The organism is Sphingomonas elodea ATCC 31461, from assembly GCF_000226955.1.
GTDB classification, from domain to species: domain Bacteria; phylum Pseudomonadota; class Alphaproteobacteria; order Sphingomonadales; family Sphingomonadaceae; genus Sphingomonas; species Sphingomonas elodea.
In genome coordinates this window covers 13,136-27,376 of the sequence record NZ_AGFU01000001.1, presented here as the reverse complement: position 1 = coordinate 27,376, position 14,241 = coordinate 13,136, and the positions used below count along the sequence as shown (strand labels likewise).

The window sequence follows — 14,241 nt, the reverse complement described above, 5'->3', positions numbered from 1 at the left end:
AGAAACGCCCCCCTTCCTTGCGGAAGAGGGGCGTTCCCGGGGATAACCCGGTGTCCGTCGATCAGAACTTCGCAGTTGCCGACAGGTAGAAGGTGCGACCGGTGCGGCTGGCCATCTGGAAGGTGTCGGCGGTGGTCTGATAGGCGTCTTCGTGGGTGTTGTTCAGGTTGATCACGCCACCCGTGAAGCCCAGCCACTGGTTCGGCGTGACGCCCAGCGCCAGGTCCATCTGGGTGCGGGCGCGCACGACATGGGTCTCGCCGCCGTTCACGAAGAAGCTGCTCGCCGCATCCTGCTTGTACGAGCTGCGATGGTTTACCGAGAAACGCACGCTGAACATCTCGTTTTCCCAATAGGGCGTGATGTTGGCGGTGAACTTGGACAGGTCGCGCAGGTTGAAGCCGGTGCCCAGCGCGCTGGCATTGGTATCCACCAGGGTGATGTTGCCGGTGGCGCCGAAGCCCTTGACCGGCAGGATCGCGTCGAAATTCTCCGAAGCGGCGAACTCGACACCCTTGATGTGGATGGTGCGGTTGTCGTTGAGCACGCGGCTGAAGCTGTAGTCGCTCTTCAGGTCCGCCGACTGGCAGTCCGTCACCACGCCGTTCAGCGCCACGCCGTTATACGAGCTGGGGCAGTAGAACTGGGTGAAGGTGCCGTTCTTCACCGCCTTGTAGAAGCCGGCGATGCTCACCGAGTTGCCGCGGCCATGGTAGAATTCCAGGCTGAGGTCGAGCTGGTTCGCGGTCAGCGGCTTGAGGCGCGATTCACCCGCCGAGACGCTGGTGAAGGGGCGCTTCTGCTGCGAGATGCCGGTGCTGATGGTGTCCGCCATCTGCGTCTGGCTGTTGAGCAGCGGGCGCACCAGCACCTTGGCGGCGGCGAAGCGGGCGACCAGCTTGGGCGTCAGGTCGAGGGCGAAGCTCGCGCTCGGCAGGACGTTGCCGTAATCCTGGACGATGTGCTGCAGGCCGAGCAGCGCGGATTCGCTGCCGGTGCCGTCGGTCAGGCTGGCGGTGACGTTCTGGTGGGTGTGCTCGTAGCGCACGCCCAGATTGCCGCGCAGCGCCATGCCGCCGACATTGGTGTCGACATTGGCCATCGCATAGACCGACGGGATGTAGCGGTCGACGCGATAGGTGCTGGGCCAGTCCGGCACGTCCGGCACGGTGATGCCCTTCGAGGCCAGCACGCGCTGCCACTCGGCGGCGTTGGTCGACAGGAACGAATGCGGGATCGACATCGCGCCGTCGAGGAAGTTGCTGACCAGCTGGCCGGTGGTGCCGAGATCCGGGATGAAGTTGAACTCGGGGAACTTCGCCGGATCGCTGACGTCGCCGTCGCGATCGTGGCGAAAGGCGCGGGTCGAGAAGCTCTCATGATGGTATTTGGCGCCGACCACCAGCGACTGGATGCCGTTCCAGCCGAGCTCCTTGGTCACGTCGACCTGCGCGGCCTTGTCCTTGGCGGTCTGGATGTGCGTCGCGCCGTCGACGAACGCGAACCAGGTGCGGTTGGCGTTGTTCCACACCGAACCGTCGGTGAGGCTCTGGGTGGTCCACTTGATGTTCTGCGGGTTCGAGATGTCGAGCGTGCCGCCCTGCGCGAACCTCACTTCGTCGATCGAGGCCCACTCGTAGAGCGCCGCATTGCCCTTGGTGTAGTGGGCGACGGCGTGGACCTTCCAGGTATCGCCCGGCTGCCAGTTGATCGTGCCGGTATAGGCCTGCGTCTTCAGGTTGCGCAGTTCGGGCTGGGTGTTGTTGTCGACGTTGAAGTTGCTGATGGTGATGTTGTTGGCGATGCCGTTGGCCTTGCCGTTCACCTTGACCGCGCTCGCCGCCCAGCGACCGAAGACGAACTGGCGGGTGGTGTAGCGGGTGTGATCGCGCGAATATTCGCCCTGGAGTAGCGCCTCGAAATTCTCGCTCGGCTTCCACTGGATCGCGCCGCTGGCCATCAGCTGCTCGGTATCGCGGTCGATGCGGCGATAGCGCAGGTTGCCCGGGACGCGCACCTCGGGATCGATGACCCCGGCATTGTACCAATTCTTGATGAAGACATAGTCGCCGCGATCCTTCAGCTTCTGGAAGCTGACGTTCGCCATTACGCCGAGCGTGCCGCCGGCGAAGCTGTCGATATAGGCGCCGCTGACCTTTGGCGTCACTTCCTTGCCGCGATAGTCGGAGTTGTAGCCCTTCACCCCGACGATGAAGCGCGGGCCCTTATAGGCAAGTGGCTTGACCGTATCGATGTTGACGGTGCCCGACAGGCCGCCGGTGTCCATGTCCGCCGTCGGCGACTTGACCACCTGGATCGCACTGGCCAGGTCGGTCTGGATGATATCGTAGCGGAAGCCGTCTTTGAAATCGGCGCTGGCGAAGGTCTGGCCGTTGATCGTCGTGCGGGCGTACTGCGCGCCCAGGCCACGGATGCTGATCGTCGAGCCACGGCCGTTGATGTTCGACATCTGGACGCCGGCGATGCGCTGGATCGCCTCGGTAATGTTCTGGGCGGGGAACTTGCCGATATCCTCGGCGGAGATGCCGTCGGTGATGCGGATGTCCTTGCGCTTGGCGTCGAGCGCCGAGGCGAGGCTGGAGCGGAAGCCGGTGACGACGATCTCGCCGCCCTGTTCGTCCTGCGCGGGTGCGGCGGCGGTGCCATCGCTGGTCTGGGCGAAGGCCGGACCAGCGAGTGCGAGCGCGGCTACGCAGCCTGCGGAGAGCAATACCAACTTGCGACCGGAACGGGCGCGGCGCGCCCCGACATGTGTGTGAAACGGCATCTAACCACCCCTCGAAGTAATTGGCGTACCCTGCTTGTGGTGCGCTGTTTTGTGCGTCCGGAACTAACGCCCGGTACGGCCGCGACAGTCATAGAGGCCTGACCAATTGTCAAGCCAGTTGGAGACAAACCTATGACCTATTCAAGACGTGATTATGTAACTTGTCGGACTATCCAGCGGCCGATGAGGGCAAATTTCGCCGCGCGAGTGGGGCGGGAGGCCGAGTTTCAGAAACTCAGGCAAGGTACTGAAAATACTAATGATATCGTATATGAATTTAAGATTTCGTAAGCGAAATCACGTGGCGCATTTCGCACACGCAAAAGAGCCCGGGCATGATGCCCGGGCCCTATCGGATTAAATTTTTCCTATCGTGTCAGGCGTGGTGGCCGAACCGCCGGGCATGCTCGTCAGTGTGACCGGCGCGGAGCAGGGCTGCCTGTTCGCGCCAGTTTTCGTCCACGATCGTGCCGCGTGCCAGCCCGAGTCGCTCTTCCAGCGGCAGCTCGTCTTCGCGGGGCAGATTCTCGATGTCGCGGAAATGCTGGATGCCCAGCTGGTTGAGCTGGCGCTCGCGATGCTCGTCGATCCCGCGGATGCGGGCGAGCACATCGGTGCCGCCATAGAACCAGCTGCGGATCGCCGAATCGCGCTTGTTCGGCGCCGGATCGGCGACGGGCGCGGGGCGGCGATCGGCAAGGCTGCGCTCGAGCCGCGAATTGGCTGCTTCCAGGTCGCGGATGCGGGTGTTGGCGGCGGCGAGTTCCTCGCTCAGCGCCTGATGCGCGTCGCGCTCGGCCTCGTAGCGTTCCCGCCAGCGGCGGCCGCTGCGATTGCTGGCCAGCCCCAGCAGCAGCCCCGCAATCAGCGCGAGCGCGAGCCCGATGAATTGCAGCGGTGTAGTGTAGGGCAAGTCATTCATGGGTCGGGCTCCAGGCGTCCCGCCCACAACCTGTTAGTCCGGTGTAGGTTCCGGCAGAATCAATGCATCAATGCATCAGTGCATCGTTGATCGAGCAGGCCGCCGGGCCCAGGATGACGATGAACAATACCGGCAGGATGAAGAGGATCAGCGGCACCGTCATGATCGCCGGCAGACGGGCGGCCTTTTCTTCCGCCCGCATCATGCGTTCATTGCGAAACTCGGCCGACAGCACGCGGAGTGCCGAGGCGAGGGGGGTGCCGTATTTCTCCGTTTGGATCATGGTGGTCACCACGCCGCGGATCGCCTCCAGGTCGATCCGCATCGCCAGATTTTCGAAGGCGGCGCGTCGGTCGGTGAGGAAGCCGAGCTCGATGGCGGTCAGGGAAAATTCCTCGCCCAGCTCCGGATAGGCGCGCCCCAGCTCCTTGGCGACGCGGCCGAAGGCGGCGTCCACCGTCAGGCCCGCCTCGGCGCAGATCACCAGCAGGTCGAGCGCGTCGGGCAGGCCCTTGCGGATCGCGTCGGTTCGCTTCTGGATGCGGTTCTTGAGGTAGAGGTCGGGCGCCTTGTAGGCGAGGAGGAAGCTGCCCGCGACCAGGCCATAGGCCTTGAGCGGCGACCAGTCGGCGAAGTCGTCGGTGCCGTAGACGAAGTAGAGCATCGGCCCGCCGATCAGGATCGGCAGCATCAGCCGGCCGAAGATCACCCCCACCGCCCATTCGCGGCGCCGGATGCCGGCGCGGAGGAGCTTCAGCTGGGCGACCGTCAGCTGCTCGTCCTGCAGCACCTTGAGCGACGACAGCAGGTTGCGGATACGATCGGTGGTGTCGCTGCGCTGGACCAGCTTGACCCGGCGCTTGGAGGGCGTCGCCGCGATGCCGGCCTTGAGTTCCTCGCGCCGCTCGTTGAGCGCCTTCACCCGGCGCGACATCGGACTGCGCACGGTGGTGGCGGCATAGATGGCGACCAGCACCGAGAAGGCGGCGATGGCCGAGAGGATGGTCGCCGCCCAGGTGACGTCGATGCCGAGCAGGGTGGGGCCGGTGGGTTCCATCGCCGTCAGATCTCGAAATTGACCATCTTGGCCATGATGAAGGCGCCGATGGCCATCCACACGAGCCCGCCGCCGCCGGCGACGATCAGCCGCTGATCGGTGAAGAAATGCATCATGTAGGTGTTGTTGATGAACCAGACGAGGCCGAAGACGATGAACGGCAGCGAGCCGACGATCAGCGCTGATGCCTTGCTCTCCGACGACATCGCCTTGATCTTGAGCTTCATCTGCGCGCGCTTGCGCAGTACGTCGGACAGATTGTTCAGCGTCTCGGCGAGGTTGCCGCCGGTCTCGCGCTGGATCGCGATGGTGATGGTGAAGAACTGGAATTCCGGTGTGCCCAGCCGATCGGCGGTTTCCTGCAGCGCCGCATCCAGCGTACGGCCGATTTTCATCTTGTCGATGATCGCGCGGAATTCCTCGCCCACGGGGCCGTCGACCTCCTGGCCTACCACCCCCATCGTCTCGGTGACGGGAAGGCCCGAGCGCAGTCCGCGGACCAGCAGGTCGATCGCGTCCGGAAACGCGGCGGTGAACCTGGCGATTCGGCGCTTGATAAACTGGCTCACCACAAGGTGCGGGAGGCCGAGCCCGAGAAAGGCACCGAACACCAGGGCGAGCAGCACCGGCGTGCCCTCGACCAGCAGCAGCCCCGCGACGACCACGCCGACGCCCAGCGTGGCGAGGCCGTATTGGCCGAGCGTCCAGCTCTTGCCGGTCATCGCCAGCCGCTTTTCCAGTTGTTCCCGGTTGGGCAGCAGCCGCGTGAGCGTCAGTTCGAGGCCGCTTGCCGGGGTGGTCGAGATGCGGCGGAGCTGTGCTTCCATCGCGTTCGAGCCGGTCGCGCTCACCAGATGGCGGTCGCGCAGCGAGGTGAGCCGCCGCGCGCTGGCCCGCTGCGCGGACGGGCCGGACAGCGCCAGCCACAACAGCCCGAGTACCGCCGCGGCGCCCAGGCCCACCATCAGGAGCGGCAGCAGTGCCATCGCCGGTCTATTTCTTCTTGCTCGCCATCAGCGCCTTGAGGTCGCCGAGCTTGCTGAGCAGCGATCCGCCCTTGGCGGTCGCCTTGGCGGCGCCGTCCTCGCCCGCATCGGTGATCTCGAGGACAAGGCGCGCCAGCTCGCCCAGCGGCGCCAGACTGCGCTGAGTGCGGCCTACTTCCGCCATGGTCTTGCCGAGCTTGGCGGCCTGGCTGGCAATCTTCGGTTCGAACGGCACGACGAAATCGACCTGGCGCTCGATCGAGCCCTCGAAATCCTTGCGGCTGATTTCCAGCAGCGCCGGTTGCGGCACCTTGTTGGCGACGATGAAGACCTGGGTCTGCGGCGCATTGGACTTGAACCAGCTGAGGATGCGGATCGCGTCGCGCGCGGCAGCCAGCGTCAGTTCGGTGGCCAGCACCGCCACCTGCACGTCGGCGATCAGGTGCGGGTGATGGACCAGCATCTGGCGCGGCAGATCGGTGACGGTGCACTCGAACGCGCCGCGCATCTCCTCCTGCAACTGGTAGAAGGCGGCGCCGTCGCCGAGCAGCGGCGCGTTGATCGGCGCCTCGGCCGAGAGCACCGCCAGCCGTTCCGAGGCGCGGACCATCGCGCGCTCGATGAACAGCCCGTCGATGCGGCTGGGATTCTCGATCGCGTCGGTCAGGCCGCGGCCGGGTTCCAGATCGAGCGCCAGCGCGCCGGTGCCGAAATGGACGTCGAGGTCGAGCAGGGCGGTGGTGCGTGCCTGCCGCTCGCTGATCAGCCAGGCGAGCGAGGCGGCGATGCTGGTCGCGCCGCAGCCGCCGCGCGTGCCGATCACCGCCACCGTGCAGTGCGGATGGCCGACACTCGCCTCGACCTGCTTGGGCGCGGCCAGCGCGGTCTGCGCCTGGAGAAAGGCGTCGCGCAGCATGTCCGGATGGATCGGCTTGAGCAGATAGTCCTGGATGCCGCTGGCGATCAGGTCGCGGTACAGCCGCACGTCGTTCACCGCGCCGGCGGTCAGCACGATCGTGCCGGGTTCGCACACCTCGGCGAGCGCATTGATGTCGTTGAGCGGGTCGCCGGATTCGGAAAGGTCGACGAACAGCACGTTGGGGCTGGCCGAGACCGCGAGTGTCTGTACCGCGTTGCGCAGGCCGCCCTTGTTGACCTTTTCGGGCGACCAGCCGAGCTCGACCGCGATCGGGCGCATGAGCTCGGCGGTGGCCTCGTCGCAGACAAAGGCGGTGAAGGGTTCGCGGCTTGCCGCACGGGCGGGATGGAAGGGGGCGTTCACTTCGGCCCCCCGGCGGATTCGCTCTTCACCGTCCGGCCGCCGCCGCCCGACGGCACCGCGGCGCGATAGGCGCCGACCGCCTTGGTCGCGGTCTGCGGATCGGAAAGGGGGGCGCCGGGCGCGCCGCGCACGAGGTCCGCCGGATCGGCGATCATCGCGGCGAGGTTGGCGGCGGTGGCGCAGCCGAAGTTCGAGCTGGTGCTGGCGTCCGCCGTCATCATGCTCGGGTGCGAATAATCGGGGCAGCCCGGTACGCTGGCGGTGGTGCGGGTCAGCACCACGCGCACCGTGCCGGCCGCACGGGGTGAGGGGGTGGCGGGCGCGCGATCGGCGAGCATCAGGCCGTAGCGCCCGGCGGCGGCCGCCACATCGGTGCGCGCGGTGCTGCCGTCGAGGCCGTCGTCGATGGCGATGCGGTCGCCGTAGCGCAGGTCCATGGCCGCCATCCAGTCGGCGAGCCGCTGGCCCTCGCCCGCGGCGAGGCGGCCATTCTCTGCCTGCAGGTCCAGCGTCAGGTCCTGCCGGCTGACGACCGGCTGGTGCACGGAATCGAGGCCGCCATTATAGCCGGCACACCCGGCCAGCAGCAGCGAGGGGGCAAGGATGGCTAGAACGGGGCGCGGGAACATCGCGGTTCTCCTCAGCGGGCGCATCACAGGCCGAAGCCCGGCGCGGCGGCGGCGCCCCTGGACTTGCGGCCGGAAGAGGGCGGGGTGATCGGCGCGGGCGCTTCGGCGGCGGGGGCTGCGCTGGGCGGGGCGATGCGCGGCATCGGCCGCTCGGCGCCGCTCTTGCCGCCGGCGAGCTCGCCCAGGAAGATCCGGTCGAAGTCGCTCGGCGCCTTGTAGCCGTCGGTCGGCAGGCGGATCTGGTTCGCGTTGACCGGGCGGACGAGATAGGGGGTGATGACGATCACCAGCTCGGTCTCGTTGCGCTGGAAGCCGTTCGAGCGGAACAGCGCGCCGAGGATCGGCATGTCGCCCAGGCCGGGCGTCTTGCTGATCGAGTTGTTGTGGGTGTTCTGCAGCAGCCCGCCGATCACCATGCTCTCGCCGGAACCCAGTTCCACCGTCGTCTCGCTGCGGCGGGTGGTGAGTGCCGGGATGGTGGTGTTGGCCAAGGTCACCGCGCCCGAGGAGGACAGCTGCGACACTTCCGGCCGGACGTGCAGCGAGATGCGGCCATCGGCCAGCACGGTGGGAGTGAAGGCCAGGCTGACGCCGTATTGCTTGTATTCCACCGTCGTCGTGCCGAGCGCCTGCGCGATCGGGATCGGGATCTCGCCGCCCGCCAGAAAGTTCGCCGTTTCTCCTGAAAGTGCCGTGAGGCTGGGCGTGGCGAGCGTGGAGACCTGGCCGATCGTCTCGCCGAAATCGAGACTGGCGAGCAGGTCCGTGCCGAGGAAATGGCCCGCCGCGCCGAGCAGCGTGTTGCCGGTGCTGGGGCTGGGGAAGGTGAAGACTTTGTTGCCCTTCACCGCGCCGCTGGCGGCATCCTGCGTGTCGCCGGTCCAGGTGGTGATCGATCCCTGCTTGCCCTGGTTGATGCCGAACAGGAAGCTGCCATGGTCGCGGTTGGTCAGGTTGACGTTCAGGTTCTTGACGAAGCTGCGGCTCACCTCGGCGAAGCGCACCTGCAGCTGCACCTGCAGCGGGGTTGCGGTGCGCAGGCGATTGACCACGCCGATCTTCAGCGCGGCATTGGCATCGCTGGTGTTCACGCCGGGATTGAGCAGACCGGTGACCAGCCGCTGCGCCTGCTCGCTGTCCTGCGGCGAGCGGACCGTGCCGTTCAGCACCGCGATCTGGCCGACGGTGGTGACGGTGATGTCCGAATCCGGCATCGCCGCCTTCATCATCGCATCGATGCTGCTGATGTTCTGGCTGACCCGGACATTGGCGGAATAAACCACCGCCCCGGCGGCGTTGGTTGCGAACACCGTCGCCTCGCCAAAGGCCTTGCCATAGAGGTGGATCTGGCGGCTGCTCGCGACATAGACATCGGCGACGCCGGGGTTCGACGTCCAGACATTGGCGGCGGCGGCGGGCAGGGTGACGAGTTCGCCTTCGCCGATCGAGAGCAGCACTTCGCGGCTCGGGCGCTGGCTGCCGGCGGGCAACTGCGCCATGCGCGCGACCGGCTTGGCGGGCTGTTTCTGGGCGAGCGCGGGCTGGCCGGCGAGCAGTATGGCAAGGGCGCCCAGGCCGAGGGGGAGGGTGCGCTGCATCTCAGTTCTTTCCGCTCACGGGGACGAGGCTCGCATCGCTGCCGCGCACCACGCGCACCATCGGCCCGGTCGTTTGCGGGGCGGCGGCGGCATAGCCCGGGGCGGGGGCCGGGCCGACCGAGGCCATGCCCGGAGGGGGCCCCTCCTTGGCCGGCACCGTGCGGCGCTGGAAGCGCGACACATCCGCGCCGGTGACATAGCTGTCGCCATCGTCCTGCGGACGGCTGGCGGCGCGGGCGAGGAATGCCTTCTCCTTGGCGGGATCGTCGGGCACGCTCACCGCGCCGCTGGCGATCGCCTCCTCGAGGTCGCCCTGCGTGTCGGCGAGCGAGCGCAGCGACAGCGAGAGGGTGCCGACCGTCTGGGCGACGGCGATCTTCTCGGCGATCTTGGGCGTAGCCTCCACCGTGACGGTGGAATAGCCGATGACGACGGTCTTGCCCTTGTCGTCGGTCTGCCGGTCGGTGCGCTGGTCGGTGGCGAGCACGCGCAGGTTGCGCAGCACCGTTTCCGAGGCGCGCAGCGGCGGGCCGTCGCCGGAGACGGTCTGGGTCAGGATCAGGTCGATATGGTCGCCGGGGAAGACGAAGCCGGCCACCGCGCTCTGGGCCGAGACGGGCACGGTCACCGCGCGCATGCCGGGGCCGAGGGCGGCGGCGAGGAAGCCGCGGTCGCCCGGCTTGACAAGCGCGCCCTGCGTCACCGGCTGGCCGGCGGGAATGGCGAAGCGGACCACCGTGCCCTGCAACTTCGCGGGATCGCTCTGGCCGCGGACATAATAGGCGCCCTGCACCAGATCCTTGGGCCAGGCGCGGAATTCGAGCGCGGTCGGATCGAGGATGGTACCCACCGGCAGCGCGCGCTTGGCGACCAGGACCTCGGTGGTGTTGACCGGCGGCGGCGGCGGGGCGGCGACTCCGTTCGGCATCGCGCCGGCGACCGGCGCGGGCGTGCCCACGACGAGGCTGCGCGCCATGAACGCGGTGATCGCGGCGATCACCAGCGCACCTACGAGCAACAAGAGCCTACGTGCGTCCATCCTGCATCACGCCTTTTCACACTATCATTGGCCGACCCGGTATTGGCGGCGTTAAGCATCATCCAATTCGGTTAAGAATCGGTTCGCAAAGGATAATCAGGGCGGCAAGAGTGATCGCGACGCCATAGGGCACCTCGATCGCCGCAGACCCACGCCGGCGAATCCAGCTGTCCACCAGCATCAGCAGGGTCAGTGCGCCGCCCAGCAGCGACATCAGCACCAGCATGCGCAGCAGCGGTGCCAGCGGCAGCCACAGCGCCAGCGCGCCGATCAGCTTCACGTCGCCGCCGCCCATCATGCCCAGCGCGAAGGCGCCGACGAACAACGCGAAGACCAGCGCGGCACATCCGATCTGGATGGCAACATCCGGCCACGGCGCCATCCCGCTTGCCCACCACCATAGGGGCGCGGCGAGGGCGACGGCGGTGTTCTTCGCGTTGGCAATGGTGCGGAACCGCACGTCCTCGATCCCGGCGGAGACCAGGATCAGCGCAAGCGCACCGAGCAGACATGCCTGGAAGATCGCCCCCATGGCCCAAATGGGTAGACGGACCCGCTTACGAAACCGTAACCACGCGGCATGGCAGTTTCCCGGAATGTTTCCCGTCAGATCCCCGCGGATGCGCGCGTCGATCGCTGGCCGGCGCCCGATGGCTGGATGCTCCGCCGCTTTCACTGGCCGTCCGCCGGCGGGCGCGGCAGCATCCTGTTCCAGACCGGGCGCGGCGACGTGTTCGAAAAGTATCTGGAGAGCTTCGCCCACTGGCATGCCCGGGGCTGGACGGTCTCCGCCTTCGACTGGCGGGGGCAGGGCGGCTCGGGTCGGCTGACGCCGCGCGGCGATTGCGGCCATATCGGCGACTTCGCGGCCTATATCGGCGACCTGCGGGCGTTCGTGGACGCGTGGAAGGCGGAGACGCCCGGTCCGCACGTGGTGATGGGGCATTCGATGGGCGGCCATCTGGTGCTGCGCGGGCTGGTCGATCGCGCGATCGCCCCCGATGCGGCCGTGCTGATCGCGCCGATGCTGGGCGTGCGCAGTGCGCTCGGGCGGATGGCGCCGACGATGGCGCGGCTGCTCGCGGGCCTCGGCGACAAGCGCCGCCCGGCCTGGAAGGGGAACGAAAAGCCCTACACCACCGAGACGCGCGCCAACCTGCTCACCCATGATCCCGATCGCTATGCCGACGAGCTGTGGTGGCAGGCGCAGGACCCCGCGCTGCTGACCGGCGCCCCCTCCTGGCAATGGCTGGTCGAGGCGTTCCGTTCGATGGCGGAGCTGGAGGCCGGGCCGATCGAGGCGGTGCGGACGCCGTTGCTGCTCCTCGTCGCCGATGCGGACGGGCTGGTCGACCCGCGTGCCGCGCTCCGCATCGCCCCGCGTCTGCCCGATGCCGAGCTGCTGCGCTTCGGCCCCGAAAGCGCGCATGAAATCCTCCGCGAGGCCGATCCGGTGCGCAGCCGCGCGCTGGGCGCGATCGACGGCTTTCTCGAAACGCGGGCGGCGCGCCGGTGATTCGCTTCGACGTTGCGATCGTCGGCGCCGGCATCGCGGGCGCGAGCCTTGCCGCCGCGCTGGCGCCGCACGCCCGGGTGCTCCTGCTCGAGGCGGAGGAGCGGCCGGGCTATCACGCCACCGGACGCTCTGCTGCCTTCTGGTCCGAAACCTATGGCGGTCCGGACATCCAGCCGCTGACCACTGCCTCCGGCCCGGCGCTGCGCGACGGCGGCTTTCTCGATCCGCTGGGTGAGCTGCATCTGGCGCGCAGCGGCGACCAGGCGAAGGTTGATATGTTTCTCGCGGCGTTCGAGAACAGTGGGGTCGCGCTCCACGCCGTCGATCCGCGCACGATGGTGCCGGGCCTGCGCGACGACTGGACGCTCGGCGTCCACGAGCCCGGCTGCGCCTATATCGACGTGGCGGCGCTGCATCAGCATTTCCTCGCCCGCGCCAAGGCGGCGGGGGCGGTCCTCCATTGCTCGGCAGGGCTGACCGGGGCGGTCCGGGAAGGCGGCGCCTGGCGGCTGGAAACGCGCGCTGGCACGTTCATGGCCGATCTCCTGGCCAATGCCGCCGGCGCCTGGGCGGACGGGATCGCCGCGCTTGCCGGGGTCCCCCCGGTCGGCATCCGTGCCTATCGCCGCACCATGGTGCAGCTGCGCACCGATCCGGCGCCGCCCGCCGGCTGCCCGCTGGTCAGCGACCTGGGCGGCAGCTTTTACTTCAAGCCCGAGGCGGGTGGACGGCTATGGCTGACCCCGCATGACGAGGTGGACAGCACGCCCTGCGACGCGGCCCCCGAGGAGATCGACGTGGCGACTGCGATCCACCGTTTCGAGCACGTGGTGGACTGGCGGGTTGCCGCGCTCGAGCATCGCTGGGCAGGCCTGCGCAGCTTCGCCCCCGATCGGCGGCCGGTCTATGGCCATGATCCGGTCGCGCCCGGCTTCTTCTGGTGCGCGGGGCAGGGGGGCTTCGGCATCCAGACCGCACCGGCGGCCAGCCTATTGGCCTGCCGGCTGCTGCTGCGCGAGGTACCTGCCATTGATCCCGACCGTTACCGGCCCGATCGTTTCCGGGACTGATTGGTAAGGCCAAAGGCTTTGCGAAAAGCCGCCGCTCGCCTATGAGACAGGGTGATGAAACTCAACCGAAGCAAACTCTACCAGCGCGTGGCCGCGTCGATCGCCGATGGCATTGAGGCGGGCCGCTGGGCCCCGGGCACGCGTCTGCCCGGCGAACGCGATCTGGCCGAGGAGTATAAGGTCAGCCGTCCGACGATCCGCGAGGCGATGATCGCGCTCGAGATGAAGGGCTGGATCGAGGCGCGGCACGGCTCGGGCCTCTACGTCACCCACCGCGACAATTCGGGCGGGCTGCGCGAGGACGCGCTGAACCTCGACATCGGCGCGTTCGACCTCACCGAGGCGCGCATCCTGTTCGAAGGCGAGGCGGCGGCGCTGGCGGCGGTGTCGATCACCGCGGAGCAACTGGCCGAACTCGACCAGATCGCCAAGGAAATGGCCGATCCTGCGACCGGCAATGCGACGCTGTTCGATGCCGATCACCGCTTCCACATCGCGGTGGCCAATGCGACCGGTAACTCGGCGATCCGCAGCGTGGTGGAGTATCTGTGGGAGTTGCGCACCCGCTCGCCGCTTTGCGCCAACATGTTCGATCGCGCCCGCCGCAACGGCGTGAACCCGCGCGTCGACGAGCATCGCCCGATCCTCGATGCGCTGCACGCTCGCGATCCGCATGCCGCCCGTTCGGCGATGCGGCGGCACCTGCGCGGGGTGGTCGACGACCTGCTCGAGGCCACCGAGCTGGAGCTGATCGAACGCGCCCGGCACGAACTCGACGCGCGCCGCGACACGCTGGCCAAGCGGCTGGAAATCGGCCCGGCCTGATCGCCTGCCGCTACGGCATGCGCGGGCTGGCGCGAGCAATCGGGCGGCGCAGGAAAATCCTTGGCGCCGGGTCGCTTGTCCGCCCCCGATGGTCTATGATGCCAGGGTGAGCAACACCGCGATTCCCTTCGAATTCCGGGTCGACGTCGCCCAGGACGACATCGACTTCATGGGGCATGTCAACAACGCCTCCTACCTCAAATGGGTACAGGCGGCGGTGGTCAGCCACTGGCAGGCACTGGCCCCGGTGGAGGCGGTGGCCGAGCATCTCTGGGTCGCGCTCAAGCACGAGATCACCTATCGCCGCCCGGCCTTTCTGGAGGACGACGTGGTCGCCACCGTGCTGCTGGAGAAGGTGCAGGGCGCGCGCGCCTTTTACGAGACGGTCATCCGCCGCGGGTCCGAGGTGCTGGCGGAGGTGAAGTCCAGCTGGTGCTGCCTCGATGCCGAGACCAAGCGCCCGGCGCGGCTGGCCAAGGACGTGATCGACCGGTTCTTCGTCAAGAACGACTGATTGCCGCCATATTTC

General features: G+C 67.7%; 13 protein-coding genes. 4 read left to right on the top strand and 9 right to left on the bottom strand.

Annotated features, from left to right (window positions below):
• Positions 1–61 precede the first annotated feature (61 nt).
• The 9 genes from KK7_RS0100145 to KK7_RS0100105 all read right to left on the bottom strand — a co-directional run bounded on the left by KK7_RS0100145 (position 62) and on the right by KK7_RS0100105 (position 10,833).
• Positions 62–2,788 carry a TonB-dependent receptor gene (locus tag KK7_RS0100145; RefSeq protein ID WP_029622523.1) on the bottom strand — a complete coding sequence of 909 codons (2,727 nt, stop codon included), beginning with the start codon at positions 2,786–2,788 and terminating at the stop codon, positions 62–64.
• Positions 2,789–3,164: 376 nt separating this feature from the next.
• Complete coding sequence (locus KK7_RS21405; RefSeq protein ID WP_010542618.1) at positions 3,165–3,710, bottom strand: hypothetical protein; 546 nt, start codon at positions 3,708–3,710, stop codon at positions 3,165–3,167.
• 67 nt (positions 3,711–3,777) lie between these two features.
• The gene (locus KK7_RS0100135) at positions 3,778–4,767 is read right to left on the bottom strand and encodes a type II secretion system F family protein (RefSeq protein ID WP_010542617.1); all 990 of its coding nucleotides are present in this window, start codon (positions 4,765–4,767) and stop codon (positions 3,778–3,780) included.
• Between the two features lie 5 nt (positions 4,768–4,772).
• The gene (locus KK7_RS0100130; protein ID WP_010542616.1) at positions 4,773–5,753 is read right to left on the bottom strand and encodes a type II secretion system F family protein; all 981 of its coding nucleotides are present in this window, start codon (positions 5,751–5,753) and stop codon (positions 4,773–4,775) included.
• A 7-nt stretch (positions 5,754–5,760) separates the two neighbouring features.
• Complete coding sequence (locus KK7_RS0100125; protein ID WP_010542615.1) at positions 5,761–7,035, bottom strand: CpaE/TadZ family protein; 1,275 nt, start codon at positions 7,033–7,035, stop codon at positions 5,761–5,763.
• A complete protein-coding gene (locus tag KK7_RS0100120) occupies positions 7,032–7,664 on the bottom strand; it encodes a CpaD family pilus assembly protein (protein ID WP_010542614.1) in 633 nt (210 codons plus the stop codon). The genes KK7_RS0100125 and KK7_RS0100120 overlap by 4 nt, the downstream gene beginning before the upstream one ends.
• A 23-nt stretch (positions 7,665–7,687) precedes the next feature.
• The gene (locus KK7_RS0100115; protein ID WP_010542613.1) at positions 7,688–9,262 is read right to left on the bottom strand and encodes a type II and III secretion system protein family protein; all 1,575 of its coding nucleotides are present in this window, start codon (positions 9,260–9,262) and stop codon (positions 7,688–7,690) included.
• 1 nt (position 9,263) lies between these two features.
• Positions 9,264–10,301: a Flp pilus assembly protein CpaB gene (gene cpaB / locus KK7_RS0100110; protein WP_029622521.1), complete on the bottom strand. Its 1,038-nt coding sequence runs from the start codon at positions 10,299–10,301 to the stop codon at positions 9,264–9,266.
• Between the two features lie 58 nt (positions 10,302–10,359).
• Complete coding sequence (locus KK7_RS0100105) at positions 10,360–10,833, bottom strand: A24 family peptidase (protein WP_010542611.1); 474 nt, start codon at positions 10,831–10,833, stop codon at positions 10,360–10,362.
• Between the two features lie 48 nt (positions 10,834–10,881).
• Between KK7_RS0100105 and KK7_RS0100100 the strand changes: the two genes are divergently transcribed.
• The 4 genes from KK7_RS0100100 to KK7_RS0100085 all read left to right on the top strand — a co-directional run bounded on the left by KK7_RS0100100 (position 10,882) and on the right by KK7_RS0100085 (position 14,226).
• Entirely contained in the window at positions 10,882–11,817 is a 936-nt protein-coding gene (locus KK7_RS0100100) for an alpha/beta fold hydrolase (RefSeq protein WP_010542610.1), read from the top strand.
• Positions 11,814–12,887: an NAD(P)/FAD-dependent oxidoreductase gene (locus KK7_RS0100095; protein WP_010542609.1), complete on the top strand. Its 1,074-nt coding sequence runs from the start codon at positions 11,814–11,816 to the stop codon at positions 12,885–12,887. The genes KK7_RS0100100 and KK7_RS0100095 overlap by 4 nt, the downstream gene beginning before the upstream one ends.
• Before the next feature lie 54 nt (positions 12,888–12,941).
• Positions 12,942–13,712: a FadR/GntR family transcriptional regulator gene (locus KK7_RS0100090; protein ID WP_010542608.1), complete on the top strand. Its 771-nt coding sequence runs from the start codon at positions 12,942–12,944 to the stop codon at positions 13,710–13,712.
• 88 nt (positions 13,713–13,800) lie between these two features.
• Complete coding sequence (locus KK7_RS0100085) at positions 13,801–14,226, top strand: acyl-CoA thioesterase (RefSeq protein ID WP_010542607.1); 426 nt, start codon at positions 13,801–13,803, stop codon at positions 14,224–14,226.
• Positions 14,227–14,241: the final 15 nt, after the last annotated feature.

What these genes read in the sequence shown, in the direction of transcription:
- KK7_RS0100100 (WP_010542610.1), top strand. Translation starts at nt 10,882, where the DNA reads ATGGCAGTTTCCCGGAATGTTTCCCGTCAGATCCCCGCGGATGCGCGC.
- KK7_RS0100115 (WP_010542613.1), bottom strand. Translation starts at nt 9,262, where the DNA reads ATGCAGCGCACCCTCCCCCTCGGCCTGGGCGCCCTTGCCATACTGCTC.
- KK7_RS0100090 (WP_010542608.1), top strand. Translation starts at nt 12,942, where the DNA reads ATGAAACTCAACCGAAGCAAACTCTACCAGCGCGTGGCCGCGTCGATC.
- KK7_RS0100120 (WP_010542614.1), bottom strand. Translation starts at nt 7,664, where the DNA reads ATGTTCCCGCGCCCCGTTCTAGCCATCCTTGCCCCCTCGCTGCTGCTG.
- cpaB (WP_029622521.1), bottom strand. Translation starts at nt 10,301, where the DNA reads ATGGACGCACGTAGGCTCTTGTTGCTCGTAGGTGCGCTGGTGATCGCC.
- KK7_RS0100145 (WP_029622523.1), bottom strand. Translation starts at nt 2,788, where the DNA reads ATGCCGTTTCACACACATGTCGGGGCGCGCCGCGCCCGTTCCGGTCGC.
- KK7_RS0100130 (WP_010542616.1), bottom strand. Translation starts at nt 5,753, where the DNA reads ATGGCACTGCTGCCGCTCCTGATGGTGGGCCTGGGCGCCGCGGCGGTA.
- KK7_RS0100085 (WP_010542607.1), top strand. Translation starts at nt 13,801, where the DNA reads ATGGTCTATGATGCCAGGGTGAGCAACACCGCGATTCCCTTCGAATTC.
- KK7_RS0100135 (WP_010542617.1), bottom strand. Translation starts at nt 4,767, where the DNA reads ATGGAACCCACCGGCCCCACCCTGCTCGGCATCGACGTCACCTGGGCG.
- KK7_RS0100105 (WP_010542611.1), bottom strand. Translation starts at nt 10,833, where the DNA reads ATGGGGGCGATCTTCCAGGCATGTCTGCTCGGTGCGCTTGCGCTGATC.
- KK7_RS21405 (WP_010542618.1), bottom strand. Translation starts at nt 3,710, where the DNA reads ATGAATGACTTGCCCTACACTACACCGCTGCAATTCATCGGGCTCGCG.